Annotated in this window: 16 protein-coding genes; 6 read left to right on the forward strand and 10 right to left on the reverse strand. The window is 64.9% G+C overall.

Going from position 1 to position 17281, the window contains the following annotated elements:
- Positions 1-4: 4 nt before the first annotated feature.
- Both ACFULT_RS17200 and ACFULT_RS17205 read right to left on the reverse strand, forming a co-directional pair.
- On the reverse strand, positions 5-1363 hold the full coding sequence (locus ACFULT_RS17200; protein WP_037110250.1) for an MFS transporter: 1359 nt from the start codon (positions 1361-1363) through the stop codon (positions 5-7).
- A 193-nt stretch (positions 1364-1556) separates the two neighbouring features.
- Positions 1557-2243, reverse strand: a complete 687-nt coding sequence (locus tag ACFULT_RS17205; protein WP_378481994.1) for a TetR/AcrR family transcriptional regulator — start codon at positions 2241-2243, stop codon at positions 1557-1559.
- A gap of 127 nt (positions 2244-2370) precedes the next feature.
- On the opposite strand from ACFULT_RS17205, the gene ACFULT_RS17210 reads away from it, so the two are divergent.
- Both ACFULT_RS17210 and ACFULT_RS17215 read left to right on the forward strand, forming a co-directional pair.
- Positions 2371-3261 (forward strand): shikimate dehydrogenase, encoded by an 891-nt coding sequence (locus tag ACFULT_RS17210; RefSeq protein ID WP_378481995.1) that lies wholly within the window; start codon positions 2371-2373, stop codon positions 3259-3261.
- Complete coding sequence (locus tag ACFULT_RS17215) at positions 3258-5147, forward strand: TIM barrel protein (protein ID WP_378481996.1); 1890 nt, start codon at positions 3258-3260, stop codon at positions 5145-5147. The genes ACFULT_RS17210 and ACFULT_RS17215 overlap by 4 nt, the downstream gene beginning before the upstream one ends.
- A gap of 45 nt (positions 5148-5192) precedes the next feature.
- Here ACFULT_RS17215 and ACFULT_RS17220 read toward each other — a convergent pair whose 3' ends face one another.
- Genes ACFULT_RS17220 through pcaH form a run of 6 tightly spaced genes read right to left on the reverse strand, consistent with a single transcriptional unit; the run spans position 5193 to position 11139 of the window.
- Complete coding sequence (locus tag ACFULT_RS17220) at positions 5193-6404, reverse strand: acetyl-CoA C-acetyltransferase (RefSeq protein WP_037110259.1); 1212 nt, start codon at positions 6402-6404, stop codon at positions 5193-5195.
- Positions 6397-7227, reverse strand: a complete 831-nt coding sequence (locus ACFULT_RS17225; RefSeq protein ID WP_094721346.1) for an IclR family transcriptional regulator — start codon at positions 7225-7227, stop codon at positions 6397-6399. The genes ACFULT_RS17220 and ACFULT_RS17225 overlap by 8 nt, the downstream gene beginning before the upstream one ends.
- Positions 7224-8396: a 3-oxoadipate enol-lactonase gene (pcaD, locus tag ACFULT_RS17230; RefSeq protein ID WP_378481997.1), complete on the reverse strand. Its 1173-nt coding sequence runs from the start codon at positions 8394-8396 to the stop codon at positions 7224-7226. The genes ACFULT_RS17225 and pcaD overlap by 4 nt, the downstream gene beginning before the upstream one ends.
- Positions 8396-9730 carry a 3-carboxy-cis,cis-muconate cycloisomerase gene (gene pcaB / locus ACFULT_RS17235; protein ID WP_378481998.1) on the reverse strand — a complete coding sequence of 445 codons (1335 nt, stop codon included), beginning with the start codon at positions 9728-9730 and terminating at the stop codon, positions 8396-8398. The genes pcaD and pcaB overlap by 1 nt, the downstream gene beginning before the upstream one ends.
- Positions 9731-9746: 16 nt before the next feature.
- Positions 9747-10400, reverse strand: a complete 654-nt coding sequence (pcaG, locus tag ACFULT_RS17240; RefSeq protein WP_037110270.1) for a protocatechuate 3,4-dioxygenase subunit alpha — start codon at positions 10398-10400, stop codon at positions 9747-9749.
- The gene (pcaH, locus tag ACFULT_RS17245) at positions 10393-11139 is read right to left on the reverse strand and encodes a protocatechuate 3,4-dioxygenase subunit beta (protein ID WP_378481999.1); all 747 of its coding nucleotides are present in this window, start codon (positions 11137-11139) and stop codon (positions 10393-10395) included. Before pcaH ends, pcaG begins: the two co-directional genes overlap by 8 nt.
- Positions 11140-11333: 194 nt before the next feature.
- Between pcaH and ACFULT_RS17250 the strand changes: the two genes are divergently transcribed.
- Together ACFULT_RS17250 and ACFULT_RS17255 are read left to right on the forward strand one after the other, a co-directional pair.
- On the forward strand, positions 11334-12080 hold the full coding sequence (locus ACFULT_RS17250; protein ID WP_037110348.1) for a CoA transferase subunit A: 747 nt from the start codon (positions 11334-11336) through the stop codon (positions 12078-12080).
- Positions 12077-12715: a CoA transferase subunit B gene (locus ACFULT_RS17255; RefSeq protein WP_037110274.1), complete on the forward strand. Its 639-nt coding sequence runs from the start codon at positions 12077-12079 to the stop codon at positions 12713-12715. The genes ACFULT_RS17250 and ACFULT_RS17255 overlap by 4 nt, the downstream gene beginning before the upstream one ends.
- On the opposite strand, the gene fdhD is transcribed toward ACFULT_RS17255, so the two are convergent.
- A complete protein-coding gene (gene fdhD / locus ACFULT_RS17260) occupies positions 12705-13529 on the reverse strand; it encodes a formate dehydrogenase accessory sulfurtransferase FdhD (RefSeq protein ID WP_037110275.1) in 825 nt (274 codons plus the stop codon). The two genes, ACFULT_RS17255 and fdhD, sit on opposite strands and share 11 nt — an antisense overlap.
- 16 nt (positions 13530-13545) lie before the next feature.
- The gene (malQ, locus tag ACFULT_RS17265; RefSeq protein ID WP_378482000.1) at positions 13546-15918 is read right to left on the reverse strand and encodes a 4-alpha-glucanotransferase; all 2373 of its coding nucleotides are present in this window, start codon (positions 15916-15918) and stop codon (positions 13546-13548) included.
- 158 nt (positions 15919-16076) lie between these two features.
- On the opposite strand from malQ, the gene ACFULT_RS17270 reads away from it, so the two are divergent.
- Complete coding sequence (locus ACFULT_RS17270; protein WP_037110277.1) at positions 16077-16499, forward strand: anti-sigma factor; 423 nt, start codon at positions 16077-16079, stop codon at positions 16497-16499.
- A 74-nt stretch (positions 16500-16573) separates the two neighbouring features.
- The gene (locus tag ACFULT_RS17275) at positions 16574-17281 is read left to right on the forward strand and encodes a SigB/SigF/SigG family RNA polymerase sigma factor (protein ID WP_230593920.1); all 708 of its coding nucleotides are present in this window, start codon (positions 16574-16576) and stop codon (positions 17279-17281) included.

Below are 17281 nucleotides of genomic sequence, written 5' to 3' on the forward strand. Positions count from 1 at the left end.
GAGGTCACACCGTCGTCGGGACGGCCGCTGCCTCTCTCTTGGTGAGTCCGAGCTTCTCGGTGGGGACTCGGAACGTTTCGCGCGAGGTTGCGACGATGGTGATGTTGATGGCACAGAACACTGCGGTCACCACAGCCACCGGGAACCACGCTCCGATTCCGTCACCGGCGATCGCACTGGCGATGGTGGGTGCGAAACCTGCGATGGCGAAACCTATCTGGGTGCCGATCGCTGTTCCGGACAGTCGGACCTTGGCGGGGAACATCTCGCCGTAGAACGCGGGCCAGACGCCGCCGGTGGCACTGTGGACGATGCCGAACATCACGATGCCGAACGCGAAGATCAGTAGGTAGTTTCCGGTCGAGATGGACCAGAGGTACCCGAACATCAGAACCGCGCAGCCGGTGGAGCCGAAGATGAAGACGGGCTTGCGTCCGATGCGGTCGGAGAGTGCCCCGAAGAACGGGAGGGCGAACAGCGCCGCGACGTTGGCGAGCACTCCGACCCAGAGCATCGGTGTGCGCTCCAGCCCTACCGTGTTGACGGCGTAGGACAGCGCGTAGACGCTGAAAATTGTACTGACAGAGGCGATCACGGCAGCGAACACGACGCGCAGTACTGCACGCCAGTGATCGGTGAGCAGAACCGAGAGCGGCATCTTCGCCTGTTCGCCAGTGGCGACCTCCTCTTCGAACACCGGGGTCTCGTCGAGCGAGCGGCGGATGAGGAATGCGGCGAGAACGACGAATGCGCTGAGAAAGAACGGGATTCGCCAGCCCCAGGACAGGAGTTGCTCCTCGGGAAGCATGGCGACGGGGAGGAAGACGGCCGTTGCGAGGATCTGTCCACCCTGGGTGCCGCTGAGGGTGAAGCTGGTGAAGAACGCGCGTCGGTTGTCCGGGCTGTGTTCGAGCGTCATGGAGTTCGCGCCCGCTTGCTCACCGCCGGCCGAGAAGCCCTGGCACAGACGGAGAACGACGAGGATGATCGGAGCCGCGATGCCGATTGTCTCGTAGGAGGGAAGCAGGCCGACGCCGAGGGTGGCGACGCCCATCAGCAGGACGGTGGCGACGAGCACTCGTTTTCGGCCGTACTGATCACCGATGTGCCCGAGGACCAGTGCGCCGAGTGGGCGGGCCAGGTAGCCGACGCCGAATGTCGCCAGGGCGAGCAGCGTGCCGGTGGCAGCACTCGAGCTCGGAAAGAACACTCGACCGAACACCAGGGCGGCTGCGGTGCCGTAGATGAAGAAGTCGTAGTACTCGAGTGCACTGCCTACCCACGCTGCGGTGGCCGCGCGCTTCGGGTTGGCAGTGGCCCGCCCACCGACGGGGTCGGGATGGTGCGTCACGGGATCGCTCATCTTCGGTCTCTCTTCGCGTGAAGGGGGAGTACACAAGGTCGACGGATCCGGGTTCATCCCGATCGGACCGTAATGTACTAAACGGTTAAAACTGGGCGTCGCTAAATAGTGAACGTGACCCGTGCCACGTGTCAAGCCCTGATGCGGTATGGCCTACATGTTCGTGATACGAACACACGCTGGTGGCCCGAAACTAGACCTCTGTCGAGGTCAGGAAAGCAATGATCATGTCGCCCAACATTCTCCGAAGATGCTCACGGTGGGATGGGTCGGTGAGGTCGCGCCCGAACAGAGCCTCGAAGGTGTACCGGTTGGACAGTCTGAACACGCAGAAACTGCTGATGGCCATGTGAACGTCGAGTGCGTCGACGTCGGTTCGAAAAAAACCGTCGGCCTGGCCTCGCGTGAGGATGCTCTCGAGCAGCTCGGCGGCGGGGTTGCCCAGGTTGCTCAGCGCTTCGGATTTGCGGATGTGCTCGCCGCGAAGGATGTTCTCGGTGGACACCAGTCGGATGAAATCCGGATTGTGTTCGTGATGGTCGAACGTCAACGACGCGATTGCGCGAATGGCGTCGGTGGGCGAGAGTCCTTCGGTGTCGAGTTCGCGTTCACGCGCGCGGATCGCGCTGTAGGACCGCTCGAGTACTGCCTGGTAGAGGCGCTCTTTGTCGGTGAAGTAGTAGTAGATCATGCGCTTGGTCGTGTGGGTTCGCTCGGCGATCTCGTCGACGCGGGCACCTGCGTAGCCCTTGTCTGCGAATTCACTGGTTGCGACGTCGAGGATATTGCTTCGCGTGAGGTCGCTGTTTCGCCTGCGCTTGGGGCCGTCCGCACCCGTCTTTGCTGGAGCGGGGTCGCTTCCCGGGCGCGTGGACGTCATGATCGGAAACTCTATCCCTGCAAAAAATCCCTCTCGAAGTGTGGGGTAGCGGACATTTTCGTAGTACGCTCGAATAACTCACTAGTTCGTACATTACGAACACGCGCACAATCGAGGGAGTCCGGGAGTGGACGATTCACTGATCTGCGGTCTGATCGGCACGGGCATCGGCAGGTCGCTGACACCGGCGATGCACGAACGAGAGGGTGCCGCGCACGGCCTGCGCTACGTCTATCGCATTGTCGACCTGGACGCTGTGGGCGCGACGGTGAACGATCTCGCACGTCTGGTCGACACTGCTGCCGACCTCGGTTTCCGTGGCCTCAACATCACCCATCCGTGCAAGCAGATCGTCATCGAACACCTCGATGAGCTGTCCGACGACGCAGCCAGTCTCGGCGCCGTCAACACGATCGTGTTCGACGGTGGAAGAAAGATCGGTCACAACACCGATTGGTCGGGCTTCGGCCGCAGCTTCCAGCTCGGGCTGGCCGGGGTGTCGATCGATCACGCAGTCCTGCTCGGTGCAGGCGGTGCGGGAGCGGCGGTGGCCTACGCGCTGGCGAAAGCAGGCGCCGGTCAGGTCACTGTGGTCGACGCCGACGAGGTGCGGGCGCGGTCGCTGCTGTCGTCGATGCAGTCGGTGTTCGTCGGGACGACGTTCGTGTCCGCTGTGCCGTCCGACCTTCCGCGTGTGCTGTCCGACGCAGACGGCATCGTGCACGCGACGCCGGTCGGTATGGCCGCCCATCCCGGCATTGCATTCGATACAGCACTGTTGCGAGCGGACCACTGGGTGGCCGAGGTCGTCTACCGTCCCGCGGAGACCGAGCTGCTCGTCGCCGCTGCGGCACGTGGATGCCGAACGCTGGCCGGCACGGGTATGGCAGTACACCAAGCGGCTGACGCGTTCCAGATCTTCACCGGACGACCCGCTGACGCAGATCGCATGTCGGTGCACATGCGTGAGCTGATCTCGCTGGAGGAAGCGTCGGCACTGGCAGGGGTGTCGTCGTGACCGCCCCGCGGACGTCCGTGGCGACGGTATCTCTCAGCGGGTCGTTGCGAGAGAAGATGACGGCGATCGCCGACGCGGGATTCGACGGCTTCGAGGTCTTCGAGGCCGACTTGATCTCGTCGCCGTTCTCGCCGTCCGACATCTCGAAGCAGGCAGCCGATCTCGGGCTGAGCGTCGATCTGTACCAACCGTTCCGCGACCTGGACAGTGCCGACGAACATCGTTATCGGCGCAATCTGGTTCGGCTGCAGCGCAAGTTCGACGTGATGGAGCAACTCGGGTGCGATCTGCTTCTGGTGTGCTCGTCGCCGCTGCCCGGCGCGGTGACCGAGGACGAGCGTCTCGTCGAACAACTGCTCGGGGCCGCGGACATCGCCCAGGAACGCGGAATGCGGCTGGCGTACGAGGCATTGGCGTGGGGAATGCACGTCAACACCTACCGCCATGCCTGGGACGTCGTGCGGCGCGCCGATCACGACGCACTCGGCACATGCCTGGACAGCTTCCACATCCTGTCCCGCGGTGACGACCCGGCCGGCATCTCCGACATTCCGGGGGAGAAGATCTTCTTCCTGCAACTGGCCGACGCGCCGCGGTTGAAGATGGATGTGCTGCAGTGGTCGAGGCATCACCGGTGCTTCCCCGGGCAGGGAAACTTCGACCTTCCCGAATTCGGCTCCCGAGTGGTCGATTCCGGGTACGCCGGCCCGTGGTCCTTGGAGATCTTCAACGACGTGTTCCGGGAATCCGCCACCGGCCGCACTGCCGCCGACGCTCACCGATCGTTGCTGTACCTGCAGGAGAAAGTAGCCGAGCGCCGTGCGCCGACCTCGTCGGCACTGTTCGAGGCTCCGCAAGCAGGGCCGATCGAGAACATCGTGTCCTTGCGCGTCGCCGCAGGTCCCATCGAAGCGGGCGAACTCGGCCGGACCCTGCGTCACCTCGGATTCGACATGACCGCTGCGCACAGTCGCCACGGCCTGCAGTTGTTCACGCAGGGGCCGCTTGCCGTCGCCGTGGACACCACCGTCGACAGCCTCTGGACGTCGCCCGGTGTGCCCGCCCACCTGCCTGCCGTGGCCCAGATCGGGGTGCGCAGCGACGATCCGGCCCAATGGCAGACTCGGGCCCGAGCATTCGGTGTCTCCGCCGATTCGGTCTCGATGCCCGGCGTCGCCGGCACCGATCACGACGTCGTCAGAATGAGCGTCACCGACGCGGCATCACTCGATCTTCGCAGTCGCGCGAGCGCGGGGGCGTGGCAGTCCGCGTTCGATCTCGTACCACGACAGCCGGATTCTCCCGCCGCGCCCATCGTCGGGTCCGTCGACCACATCGCTCTCGCCGTACCGGCCGACAGTTGGGACGGCATCATGCTGTTGCTGCGATCGGTGTTCGGGATGACTCCGCACGAGGGTCAGGACGTGGTCGATGCCGTCGGCACCGTCCGTAGCCAAGCTCTGACGCTACCGACCCAGAACGGCACGATTCGGCTCTCGCTGAACATGGTCCCCGGCCGGTCGTCGTCCACCGACACGCTCCCGGCGGCACGGCGAGGTGGCGTGAGCCATGTGGGATTCGCGTGCGCCGATGTGCTGGCCGCAGCCGAGCAGATGACGGCCCGCGGGTTCGGGTCGTTGCGAATATCGCCGAACTACTACCTCGATCTCGCTGCCCGGTTCGATCTGGACCAGGACCTACTGACTCAGTTGGAGAAGTACGGAATCCTTTACGACGCCGACGGTTCCGGTGGCGAGTTCTTCCACTTCTTCACCCCTGTGGTGGGGGAGGACTTGTTTTTCGAGGTGTGCGAACGCCGAGGTGGGTACGACGGTTACGGCGAGGTCAACTCGGCAGTGCGGCTCGCGGCCCAGCTGCAGAGGTGAGGTCTCGGACGTGGGATGCACGGTGCATCTCACGTCCGAGAATGGTCAGCTCAGGCGTTCGAATACCGCGGCGAGGCCTTGACCGCCACCGATGCACATGGTTTCGAGGCCGTACCGCGCTTGTCGCCGGTTCATTTCGCGCAGCAGTGTCGCGAGGATCCGTCCGCCGGTCGCGCCGACGGGGTGGCCCAGCGAGATTCCCGAACCGTTGGGGTTGAGCCGGGGGTCGTCGGGCTCGATTCCCCAGGTGCGCAGCACCGCAAGAGTTTGTGCGGCGAACGCTTCGTTGAGTTCGACGACGTCCATGTCGGCGAGCGTGAGTCCGACGCGGCCGAGTGCCTTTTCGCTTGCGGGCACCGGTCCGATGCCCATGGTGCGCGGAGGCACGCCGGCCACGGCCCAGCTGACAAGTTTGGCTATCGGACGCAGGCCCAGTGCCGCAGCTTTCTCCGGTGTGGTGACGATGGCCAGCGCTGCCCCGTCGTTCTGCCCGCTGGCGTTGCCCGCGGTCACCGTCGAGTCGGGGTCGATCTTCCCGCGAATGGGGCGTAGTGCGGACAGCGTCTCGACGCTGGTGTCCGCGCGGGGGTGCTCGTCGGTGTCGACCACCAGCGCATCACCTTTGCGCTGCGGTACCGAGACCCCGACGATCTCCTCGGCGAAGACACCGTTTTTCTGTGCGGCAACGGCCTTGTGATGCGACAGCACGGCGAGCTCGTCCTGGTCGCGTCGACTGATCGAGAACTCGGCACGAAGATTCTCGGCTGTTTCGATCATCCCTCCCGGTACCGGGAAGTTCTTGCCGCCTGCGGTGACGCGTGCGCGTGCAAGTCGATCCGACAGCGCCACGGCTTCTGCTTTGACGCCCCAGCGCATCCCGGTCGCGTAGAACTCGGCCTGGCTCATGCTCTCGACGCCGCCCGCAAGGACGAGGTCGTTGCCACCGGACTGAACCTGCATGCATGCCTGAAGGACGGCCTGCAGTCCGGAGCCGCACCGGCGGTCGACCTGCTGACCGGGGACTTCGATTCCCAGCCCCGCGTCGAGCGCGGCTACTCGTCCGATCGCAGGGGCGTCACCGTTGGGCGATGCCTGACCGAGGATGACGTCGTCGACATCCGATCCCGAGATGCCGGTGCGGGCGACGAGTTCGGTGATGACGGTCGACGCGAGAGCTTCGGGTGTGATGTCGCGGAACACCCCGCCGAATCGGCCGATGGGGGTGCGGAGTGGTTCGCAGATTACGGCATCAGGCATGACGATTTCCTTTGTGGTCGGTCGATTGTGAATGCACGCGGTAGAGATCGGTTTCGATCGCAGCCGCTGCGCGCAACAGAGCGGGCAACAGATGTTCGCGCACGGCGTCCGCGCTGTGGCGGGCCGCTTGAGTGGACACGTTCGCAGCCGCCACGACCACCCCGGAGTGGTCTCGGACAGGGGCCGCGATGGATCGCAGGCCTTCCTCCAGCTCCTGGTCGACGAGGCAGTACCCCTGGGCGCGTACCGAATCGAGTTCTGCGCGTAGAGATGGGATGTCGGTGATGGTGCGGCCGGTGATCGGTCTCAGCTCCACCCGGTGCAGGTATGCGTCGAGCTTGTCCCTCGGGAGCCCGGCGAGCAGAACGCGACCCATCGACGTCGCGAATGCGGGGAAGCGAGTCCCGATGGTGATGGCGACGGTCATGATGCGGCTGACTGGAACACGTGCCACGTACACGACGTCGTCGCCGTCGAGTATCGATACCGACGACGATTCGCGGACCTGCTCGGCGAGTGCTTCGAGATGCGGTCCGGCGACGTCGGGCAACGACAGTGAAGACAGGTAGCTGTATCCCAGTTCGAGTACACGGGGGGTGAGCCAGAACATGGAACCGTCGCTGCGCACATACCCGAGTTCGACGAGGGTGAGCAGGAAACGTCGCGCTGTCGCTCTGGTCAGGTCGGTGGTCTTCGCTACGTCCGTCAGCGTGCGTCGAGGATGCTCGGCATCGAACGCTCTGATCACCGCGAGTCCACGTGCGAGCGACTGCACGTAATCCGGTGACGGGCCTGGCTGCTCGCTCGGACCGGGCCGCGTCATGTCGCTTCCGATCCTCGGTGCTCGGCCAGTGCGGCGTTGGCCAGCGCGAACGCCGCATTGCTGTTCGGTACCCCCGCGTACACCGCGGTGTGGAGGAAGACTTCGGCCATCTCGTCAGCATCCAGTCCTGCGCGCAGTGCTGCCTTGATGTGCATGTCCAGCTCGTGCTGATTGCCGACGGCGGTCAGAATCGCGAGAGTCAGCAAACGCCGGGTGCGGTGGTCGAGGCCATCTCGGGCCCACACGTCGCCCCAGGCGGTCCGAGTGATGAAGTCCTGGAACGGCGCCGTGAACGCGGTTGTGCGCTGGATGCTGGCGTCGACATGTGCGTCGCCGAGTACCGCTCGCCGCACACTCGTTCCTGCTCGATGTGCCGCCGCGCGGCCCGCGTCGTACGTGTCGCCGGCGATGTGGCGAACGATCAAACCGGTGATGATGCCCGCTTGTTCGACGTTCGCGAGATGCGCGGCGTCGGTAAGAACATGAAAGTCCGAGCGGGCGATACCGTCGGCAAGAATCTGCATGTCCGACGGTGTCGTCGCCGGGTCCTGCTCACCGGCCACCACCAGTGTGGGCACACTGATCCGTCCGAGATCTGCGCGGTTGTCCCACTGCGACAATGCTTCGCACGACGCGGCATATCCCTCGTCGGACGTCGACGAGATCATCTCCCTGTGGCGGGCCGCGAGTTCGCCGTCGCGTGCGATCAGTTCGGGAGTGAACCACCGCGAGAGCACGGCGTCGGCGAGCGAGTCGGTTCCTTTCTCGCGTACTGCTGCTGCGCGCTCTGTCCAGGACTGCGGCTCGCCGAATCGCGCGGACGTACAGAGCAGGGTTAGACCGGCGACTCGCGCCGGGCGGTGGACGGCAATCCACTGCGCGATCGCCCCGCCGAGCGAGAGGCCGACCAGATGGACCCGGTCCCGGCTGAGTGAATCCATTACGGCCAGAACGTCTTCTGCCATCTCCCGTACCGAGTAGGGCCCCGGTGGCGTAGGTGACGAACCGTGACCGCGGAGGTCGACGGCGACGACGTCGGCGACGTGCACCAGACCCGAGATCTGCGGATCCCACATCGAGCGATCGGACCCGAGAGATCCGACCAGCACGACGGTGGTGCTGCAGTTCTCGGGGCCGTGTGCGAGGTCGTAGGACAGTTCGACGGTCATCATGCTCCTTCGTTTCGAGCTCGGACTCGGACCAGCACACGATCGACGATGTCGCCGGCGTGGCCCAGATAGCCTGTCGGGTCGAGAAGTTCCCGTACGTCGGCAGGGGTGAGGAATGCAGTGATGCCGGAATCGGATTCGAGCGGCAGACCGGAAGCGCACGCCGCAGTGACGATGCTCCTCGCGTCGTCGGTGTGCGCTCCGAGTGCCGTGGTGACCCGTTCGGCCAACAGCACGCCGTGGGTGAGGGCGAGATTGCCGGCCATCGCTTCGGGGTTCGCGCGCAGACCGGACAAGCTCACTGCCAGCCGGTGTGCGGCGCCTGCAGTCAGCCGAAGCAAGTCCGTCAGCGTCTCCCATTCCGCATGCCAGGCGCCCGATGCACGTTGGTGATCGTGCGCCATCGCGGACAGGATCGTCGATACGAGGCCAGGCACGCGTATGGCAGCCGCACGTGCGGCGACGGCGGCGACGGGGTTCTGCTTGTGCGGCATGGCAGAAGAGCCGCCAGGGGCGGCTTCGGAGACCTCGGCGACCTCCGTGGATGCGAGAAGAGTGATGTCGAGCGCGGGTTTGCCGACGGCCCCCGCCACGACCCCGAGGGTCGACGCGATCTCGCCGATGCGAGTGCGGTCGGTATGCCAGGGGATGGTCTGCCGCGCGAGGCCCAACTGGTCGGCGAGCGAGTCGGCCACCTCCAGGCCGCAGGGGAACAAGGCCGCCGATGTGCCCGCGGCGCCGCCGAACTGGACCGACAGGGACGACTCGACTCGTGCCACATCTTCGTCGGCACGAAGGAGACCCGCAGTCCAGCTCGCGGCGACGGCCCCGAACGTTGTCGGAAGTGCTTGCTGTCCCAGCGTTCTCGCCACCGTCGGCGTGTCGCGATGGCGGCGAGCGAGATCGGCCCCGGCAGCGACGGCGTCGTCGAGGGACACACGGATGACGCCGAGGACGCGCTTGGTGAGGATCATCAGCGCCGTGTCGAGAATGTCCTGACTGGTCGCTCCGGGGTGTACTGCACTGCCGGGAACACCGTGCTCGGCCACAGCCGCGCGCAGCATCTTCACCAACGGGATGACCGGATTGCCGCCCGCGACCGACAGTGCACCGAGATCCGCGGGGTCCACCGCGCCCGGAAGACCCAACTCCGACGCGACCTCGGTCACCTGTCGAGCATGGACGGAATCGACGACGCCGTGTTCGGCTGCGGCACGTGACAGAGCAGCCTCGGTGTGGAGCATCGCCGTCACCCAGGCCTGATCCGACACCAGTGCAGCAGCCTCGGCGGCACCGAACGTGGGATCGAACAGCGGTCCTCGCGTGGTGGTCATGACTCGCTTTCGTTCGTCACAGCTCGAAGAACGGGGTTTCGTCGCCGTTCGGGTCCTCGTCCTGAAGTACCACATTCAGGTGGTATCCGGTGGGGGTCGCCGTTGCCACGAGTTTCGCCGCCTGGCGATCGTTCAACTGCGAGAGCACCGGATCCGACGCGTTGGCTTCGGTTTCGTCGGGAAAGTAGAGGCGGGTGACGAGACGCTCGAGCACACCGCGAGCAAAGATGCCGATGTCGATGTGCGGGGCTTCGACGAGATCGTTCTCGGCTGGAAGGGCGCCGGGTTTGACGGTGTGGATCGTTGCGGTGCCGGTGTGGTCCGCGACGGCACGGCCGAACCCGCGGAAGCCCGCGGGGGTCGGTGACCGACGGCCTCGTGGGTCGTCGGCGTGATCGAACCGACCGGACGCATCCGCTTGCCACGTCTCGATCATCGCGTCGGCCAGCGGTGTGCGATGGCCGTCGACGACGGTCACCGAGATGTCCACGGCCCCTTCGGTACCCACCGGGACCACGTCGGGGCCGTCCGGCCAGGGCAATCCGATGTGCAGGTAAGGGCCGACGGTCTGAGACGGTGTTTGTCCGAACGGCACCGTCGTGAAGTTGCTGCCCGGCGCGACCGGGTATCGAGGCGACAGGATGCCGCTCTCGGACACGGGCTCAGTCATCGTGGTGGTCCCCTTCGAACGGAGTTGCATTTCGCCCACGAAGAACGATGTCGAATCGGTATCCCAGTGCCCAATTGTCCTGCGTAGCTTCGTAATCGAACACGCTGATCATGCGTGCTCGTGCGTCTTCGGGTGCCGAGTTGAAGATCGGGTCCTGGAAGAACATCGGATCGTCCGGAAAATACATCTGCGTGACGAGACGCTGGGTGAACGCCTGGCCGAACAGTGAGAAGTGGATATGCGCCGGGCGCCATGCATTGTGGTGGTTGCCCCATGGGTAGGCGCCCGGTCTGATCGTGGTGAAGCGGTAGTTGCCTGCCGTGTCGGTCATCACTCGACCGACCCCGTCGAAATGGGGGTCGAGCGGGGCAGGCCAGGTGTCGCCGGCGTGACGGTACCTTCCGCCTGCGTTGGCCTGCCAGACCTCGACGAGAGTGTTGGGCACGGCCTTTCCGTCGCTGTCGAGCACTCTGCCGTGCACGATGATGCGTTGTCCCTGCGCTTCGCCGCCGTTGGCGAGGGTCAGGTCGGCGTCGGCGGCCGTGACCCGTCCCTCTCCGAGGACCGGTCCGGTGATCTCGGTGAGTCGCTGGGGCAGCAGGACGAGCGGTTGTCTGGGGTGACGCAGCGCGGTGGTGCGGTACTCGGCGAAATCACGTGGCGCGTTGACGCCCGTCTGGTCGCGGTACGGGCCCGCTGGGTCGGCGGTGATCGAGTGGTTCGGCGGTAGATGAAGCATCGATGTTCCTCACGGGAGAGGTTCGTGACGGTGTAGCACACGAAGCTGCACATGTTCGCCATGTGGACTGTCGGTCGCTATGCGAACGATCCTAGACCGTAGATAGAGGGCTGGACAACAAAATACCCCGAAAAAGTTCGCATCGTGGCGAGGTGTTCACAGTGCGCACAATTTTCGGTATGGTCGGCGGCATGATGGACAAAGTGGTGGCGAGCGCCGCCGAGGCCGTGGCCGACATGCCGAACGGAGCCTCCGTTGCAGTCGGGGGGTTCGGTCTGGTCGGGGTCCCGGAAATCTTGATCGACGCCGTACTGAAGCAAGGAGCAACCGACCTCGAGGTCGTCAGCAACAACTGCGGTACCGACGGTTTCGGTCTCGGGATCCTGCTGGAGAAACGTCGTATCCGTCGAACGATCAGTTCCTACGTCGGCTCCAACAAGGAGTTCGCTCGTCAGTATCTGGCCGGGGAACTCGAGGTCGAACTGACCCCGCAGGGAACGCTGGCGGAGCGGATGCGCGCCGGGGGAGCGGGCATCCCGGCATTCTTCACGCCCGCGGGCGTCGGAACGCAGGTCGCCGACGGCGGTCTGCCGCTGCGATACGACGGCAGCGGCGGTATCGCGGTCGCGAGCCCGCCGAAGGAAACACGCGAGTTCGACGGCGTCACCTACGTCATGGAACGCGGCATCGCCGCCGACTACGCATTGGTGCACGCGTGGAAAGGTGACCGGCACGGCAATCTCGTGTTCCATGCGAGCGCCCGAAACTTCAATCCTCCGGCAGCTGCGTCGGGACGGATCACCATCGCGCAGGTCGAGCACCTCGTCGAGCCGGGAGAGATTGCCCCGGACGACGTCCATACTCCTGGAATCCACGTTCAACGAGTGGTCCACGTCGGACCGGTAACCGTAGGAATCGAGCAGCGGACGGTGCGATCATGACTTCCCCGAAACTCTCACGTGAGCAGATGGCTGCGCGAGTGGCGCAAGAGCTGAACGACGGTGAATACGTCAACCTCGGTATCGGAATGCCCACGCTCGTGCCGAACTACCTGCCTACCGACATCACGGTGATCCTTCACTCCGAGAACGGCGTTCTCGGAGTCGGTCCGTACCCGACCGAGGACGAGCTCGATCCCGAGATCATCAATGCGGGCAAGGAGACCATCACCGTTCTCCCCGGTGCGTCGTACTTCGATTCGTCGCAATCCTTCGGAATGATCCGGGGAGGTCAGGTGGACGTAGCCGTCCTCGGCGCCATGCAGGTCAGTGCCACAGGCGATCTCGCGAACTGGATGATTCCCGGCCACATGGTCAAAGGTATGGGCGGCGCGATGGACCTGGTGCACGGCGCTCGCCGCGTCATCGTCATGATGGAGCACGTCTCCAAGAAGGGTGAGCCGAAGATTCTCGAATCCTGCACACTGCCGCTCACCGGTGTCGGATGCGTTCAGCGGATCATCACCGACATGGCCGTCCTCGACGTGACCACCGATGGTTTGAGGCTCGTCGAGACGGCCCCCGGAATTACCGAGGACGACGTTCGCGCGGCGACGGGAGCAACCCTCAGCGTGTGACGCGGTGCGTGTGCGAGTACAGGTTCATGTTCTCGCCGCGCAGAAACCCCACAACGGTCAAACCCGACTCGTCGGCGAGGTCCACTGCGAGTGACGACGGCGCCGACACGGCGGCGAGGACGGGTATTCCCGCCATCACCGCCTTCTGCGCAAGTTCGAACGAAGCACGGCCGCTCACCATCAACACCGTGCCTCCGGCTGGGATGCGATCCTGCGACGCAGCCCAGCCGACGATCTTGTCCACCGCGTTGTGACGGCCGACGTCCTCGCGCAGCGCGAGCATGGTGCCGTCCGCGTCGAACAGACCGGCCGCGTGCAGTCCGCCGGTGGAGTCGAACACCTTCTGGGACTCGCGCAAGGTGCCGGGCATCGTGGCCAGGACGGATGCTTTGACGCGGACGTCGTCGCCGGCGGGGGAGAAACGGCTCTTCAGTCGGACCGCGTCGAGCGACCCCTTGCCGCACACGCCGCACGACGACGTGGTGTAGAAGTTGCGTTCCACCCCGGGTTCGGGCGGTGCGACCCCGGCGGCAAGTGTGACGTCGAGGACGTTGTAGGTGTTCTGGCCCTCGTCGTCGACACCGTCGCAGTACCGGGCGACCGCGATGTCGTCACGGCCGGAGATGACGCCTTCGGTCAGCAGAAATCCGTGCGCGAGTTCTACATCGTGGCCAGGGGTGCGCATCGTCACCGCGAGAGCGGACCCGTTCACCCTGATCTCGAGCGGTTCCTCCACGACGAGGGTGTCGGGACGGGATGACTCGTGTGAGCCGCGAATCCGGACGACCGGACGGCGGGCAGTTATGCGTCCCATGAATCGATTATGCGCCTCACTCGCGAAGCGCCTGAACCAGTGACACCAGCCTGGGGTGGTCGACCAGATCGTCCACCCAGACCGCCTTGCCCCTGTGATCGGCGAGAGGGATACGCCAATTCCGGTACTGCGTTTCGTCGGTGCCGGGTTGATTCTGAATCCGATTCTCGCCCACGAGATCCACGAGCGCTATTCCGAGCAGGGTCGACGGACTGCGGCGAATCAGCCGGTAGAGGGCTTCCACCGTCTCCTTCTCCGACGCATCCGTGGCAAGAAGTCCTCGGGTCCGCGCGAGATCGAGTACCGCTTCCCTCCCGGCGGCGTCCTGTTCGATCTCGGCGTCCAGCTCGCGTTCGAGCAACCCGAGACGCGAGCGGAGTGCAATATGTTCGCCGCGTAGGTATCCCACCGTCGGCGGCAGGTCGTGCGTGGTCACCGTCGTCAGGCAGAGTTCGCGGTATTCCTCGGGCGGGATGGGGGCCTCACCGTCGTTCTCGAACCACAGGATCGAGGTGCCGAAGAGTCCTCGGCTGCCCAGATACTCCTGCACTCGCGGCTCGAACACCCCGAGATCTTCGCCGACGACGACGGCCCCGGCCCGCTCGGCTTCGAGCACGAGGATTCCGATCAACGCTTCGTGGTCGTACTCGACGTACGCCCCGTCCGCGGCGCTGGACGACTCCTCCGGGATCCACCACAGTCGGAACAGGCCGAGGATGTGGTCCACTCGAATACCGCCCGCGTGCCGGAGCACCGTCCGCAGCATGTCCCGATACGGTCCGTACGCCCGCTCTTCGAGCTCGTCGGGATTCCACGGTGGTTGGTTCCAGTTCTGTCCCTGCTGATTGAAGTTGTCCGGCGGTGCGCCGACGGTCACTCCCGTGGTCAAGGCTGATCCCAAGGTCCAGGCATCCGCCCCTTGACGGTGCACGCCGACAGCCAGGTCGTGCATGATCCCGATGTCCATTCCCGCGGCCGTCGCGGTGCGCTGCGCGCGTGCCAGCTGCTGATCGCAGATCCACTGAAGCCACTTGTGGAACAGGATCTTCTCGGCGGCAGTCGTGCGAAACTCCGACGAGAACGAGGTTCCCGGATGCGCAGCCTTGTCCGTCCACACAGCGTGCTCGGGGCCGTACTTCTCCGCGAGCGCGCACCAGAGGGCGAAGTCGTCGAGGCCGCTTCCTTCGCGCTCGCAGAACGCGTCGAACTCGGCCTGCCGGGCCGCGGATCGAGGAACCGCGAAGATTCTCTTGGCCGATTTCAGTTTGGCCCGAAACGACGGGTCGCGATCGATGCGGCCCGTTCGCTTGTTGGCCCTCGCGAACGACCGAGCGGCCTCCCTGACCTTCGCGTACTGATCCTTAGGTAGGTACGCAGTCTCCGGAATGTCCTCGATTCGGATGTACATCGGATCGAAGAAGCGTCGAGTAGTGGGGAGATAGGGCGACGCCTCGACAGGGGGAACCGGTCTCTGCGCGTGCAGCGGATTGACCAGGACGTAATCGAAATCGTGGTAGCGGCCGGTGATGGACGCGAGGTCGGCGAGATCGCCGTAGTCCCCGACACCCCAGGATCGATCGGATCGGAGCGAGTACAACTGCGTCATCGATCCGAGCCGCTGCGTGAACCCAGCATCGTTCCTGCCGGCTCCACTCGCGGTTTCTGGGTCGTTCCTGCCGGCTCCACTCGCGGTTTCTGGGTCGTTCCTGCCGGCTCCACTCGCGCTTTTTGGGTCGTTCCTGCCGGCTCCACTCCCGGTTTCTGGGTCGTTCCTGCCGGCTCCACTCCCGCTTTTTGGGTCGTTCCCGCCGGCTCCACTCCCGCCTCGGCCGAGAAGGGCGTCGTTGGGCGACAGCCGACGCGGTGTCGTCACGACCACGCAGCTGGCAGTCCGCGGGTCGCGGCCGTCCGCCGCGCTGACCGCCACCACGGTGTGCCAGCCGAGTGGGAGGTCGGCGGGTATCTCGAAGGTCGCTCGCCCGACGAGTGATCCGTCGATCTCGCGGGGCTCCACCCACACCTGGAGCTGGTCGAGCGATCTGCGCTCTCCGAACTCCGTCTCGAGGTGCACGTCCACCGGATCACCGTGTGGAACGTGTACGGCGATCGTCACGTCGCCGTCGCCTTCCACGGTGACGACGACAGGAGGAAGCATGCGACGCCACGGCAACTCGTCGACGTCGGCCATCGCCTGTCGGACCTCCGCCTCGTCGGACGCCGAGATCCCGCGCGCAGCGAGGATTCTGCGAAGTGTGTCCTCGGATACCTCGTGCTCTCCACGGTCCCAGCCTCGGTAGGCGGTCGACACTCCACACTCACGGGCAAGGTCGCGCAGCAGCGCTGTGTAGGTCACGTTCTCGATCGTGCCAGCATCCACGGCCGTCGTCATGTTCGAAACGCACTGCACGTTCACTGCGGGATCTCGCAGGATTGAACGAGACGGCCCCGGGTACTCTGGTCGCGGCGCGCACTCGAGCTGTGTGGCCTCTATGTTCAGCCCGAGGGAAACGACAGCGATTGTTGCGAAACGATGGATAGGGAGCGCGAATGACTGGCGTCGGCAAGATCGAAGAGCTGGAACGAAATTCCGGCGCACCGGTCGAGCTGAGGGTGGTCGCTGACGCCGATCAGCTTCCGGTGGTGCGCGCGGTAGCCGAAACACTTGCGGTACTGGGTGACTTCACACTCGACGACATCGCCGACATCAAGCTCGTCGTCGACGAGGTGTGTTCGGAGCTGATCTCCGGGGCGCTGCCGGGCGCGGAACTGTCGTGTTCGTTTCTCGTCAGCGACAGCGGCATCCGAATCTCCACGACCTCGGTGGTGGACTCCGACCGCATCCCGCGAGGAGACAGCTTCGGCTGGCACGTACTTCAGACTCTCACCGACTCGATCTCGCTTGCTGCGTCCTCGGTCGAGGGTGGCTCGTCGGTGGTAGTCGACGTGGTCAAGCGGAGGAGTAGCTCCTAGTGCCCGTGCCGTACGAAAAATCTACGCGGCGTCAGTCGGACGACTACAGCGAAGTCGTACCTCTCATCCAGCAGATGCAAGCGATGGAGGACTCTCCTCAGAAGCAAGTGCTCCGCGACCGCATCATCACTCGCTGCCTTCCGCTCGCCGAGCACATAGCCCGGCGTTTCGGAGGTCGAGGCGAAGCGCACGAGGATCTGCTCCAAGTCGCCAGACTGGGCTTGGTCAATGCCGTCGACAGATTCGACATCGAACGCGGATCCGACTTCGTCTCCTTCGCCGTCCCCACGATCATGGGTGAGGCTCGACGCTATTTCCGCGACGCGGGATGGTCGGTTCGTGTGCCACGGCGCATGAAGGAACTCAACTCGATGATCTCCGGCGCCGTCGGCACGCTGTCGCAGAAGCTGGGGCGAGCCCCGACCGCGAGTGAAATCGCCGCGGAACTGGACATCGACGTCAAGGAAGCGACGCAGGCCCTGCTTGCGCGCAGTGCCTATCAGACCGTCTCCGTCGACTCCGTCGTCAGCGACGACCGCCTTCCGTTGATGGACACGTTGGGCTCCAACGATCCAGAGCTCGAGAAGATGGAAAGTTACCTGACTGTCCGGCCCGCGCTGGAGAAACTGCCGGAGCGTGAGCGGCAGATCGTGATCCTGCGGTTCTTCGGGTCCATGACGCAGACGCAGATCGCCGAGCGGATGGGCATCTCGCAGATGCATGTCTCACGCATCCTGGCCCGGACTCTCACTCAGCTGAGGGAAGAGCTCGGACCGAGGTGA

This window comes from Rhodococcus sp. NPDC057297 (assembly GCF_042667435.1).
In the GTDB taxonomy this organism is placed as follows: domain Bacteria; phylum Actinomycetota; class Actinomycetes; order Mycobacteriales; family Mycobacteriaceae; genus Rhodococcoides.

Bases quoted from the DNA above. Each gene is read 5' to 3' on its own strand.
- fdhD (WP_037110275.1), bottom strand. From the start codon at position 13,529: ATGGGACGCATAACTGCCCGCCGTCCGGTCGTCCGGATTCGCGGCTCA.
- ACFULT_RS17270 (WP_037110277.1), top strand. From the start codon at position 16,077: ATGACTGGCGTCGGCAAGATCGAAGAGCTGGAACGAAATTCCGGCGCA.
- ACFULT_RS17200 (WP_037110250.1), bottom strand. From the start codon at position 1,363: ATGAGCGATCCCGTGACGCACCATCCCGACCCCGTCGGTGGGCGGGCC.
- malQ (WP_378482000.1), bottom strand. From the start codon at position 15,918: ATGACGACGGCCGTGGATGCTGGCACGATCGAGAACGTGACCTACACA.
- ACFULT_RS17225 (WP_094721346.1), bottom strand. From the start codon at position 7,227: ATGACGCGGCCCGGTCCGAGCGAGCAGCCAGGCCCGTCACCGGATTAC.
- pcaD (WP_378481997.1), bottom strand. From the start codon at position 8,396: ATGACCGTCGAACTGTCCTACGACCTCGCACACGGCCCCGAGAACTGC.
- ACFULT_RS17255 (WP_037110274.1), top strand. From the start codon at position 12,077: ATGACTTCCCCGAAACTCTCACGTGAGCAGATGGCTGCGCGAGTGGCG.
- pcaG (WP_037110270.1), bottom strand. From the start codon at position 10,400: ATGACTGAGCCCGTGTCCGAGAGCGGCATCCTGTCGCCTCGATACCCG.
- ACFULT_RS17205 (WP_378481994.1), bottom strand. From the start codon at position 2,243: ATGACGTCCACGCGCCCGGGAAGCGACCCCGCTCCAGCAAAGACGGGT.
- ACFULT_RS17220 (WP_037110259.1), bottom strand. From the start codon at position 6,404: ATGCCTGATGCCGTAATCTGCGAACCACTCCGCACCCCCATCGGCCGA.
- ACFULT_RS17275 (WP_230593920.1), top strand. From the start codon at position 16,574: ATGCAAGCGATGGAGGACTCTCCTCAGAAGCAAGTGCTCCGCGACCGC.
- pcaH (WP_378481999.1), bottom strand. From the start codon at position 11,139: ATGCTTCATCTACCGCCGAACCACTCGATCACCGCCGACCCAGCGGGC.
- ACFULT_RS17250 (WP_037110348.1), top strand. From the start codon at position 11,334: ATGGACAAAGTGGTGGCGAGCGCCGCCGAGGCCGTGGCCGACATGCCG.
- pcaB (WP_378481998.1), bottom strand. From the start codon at position 9,730: ATGACCACCACGCGAGGACCGCTGTTCGATCCCACGTTCGGTGCCGCC.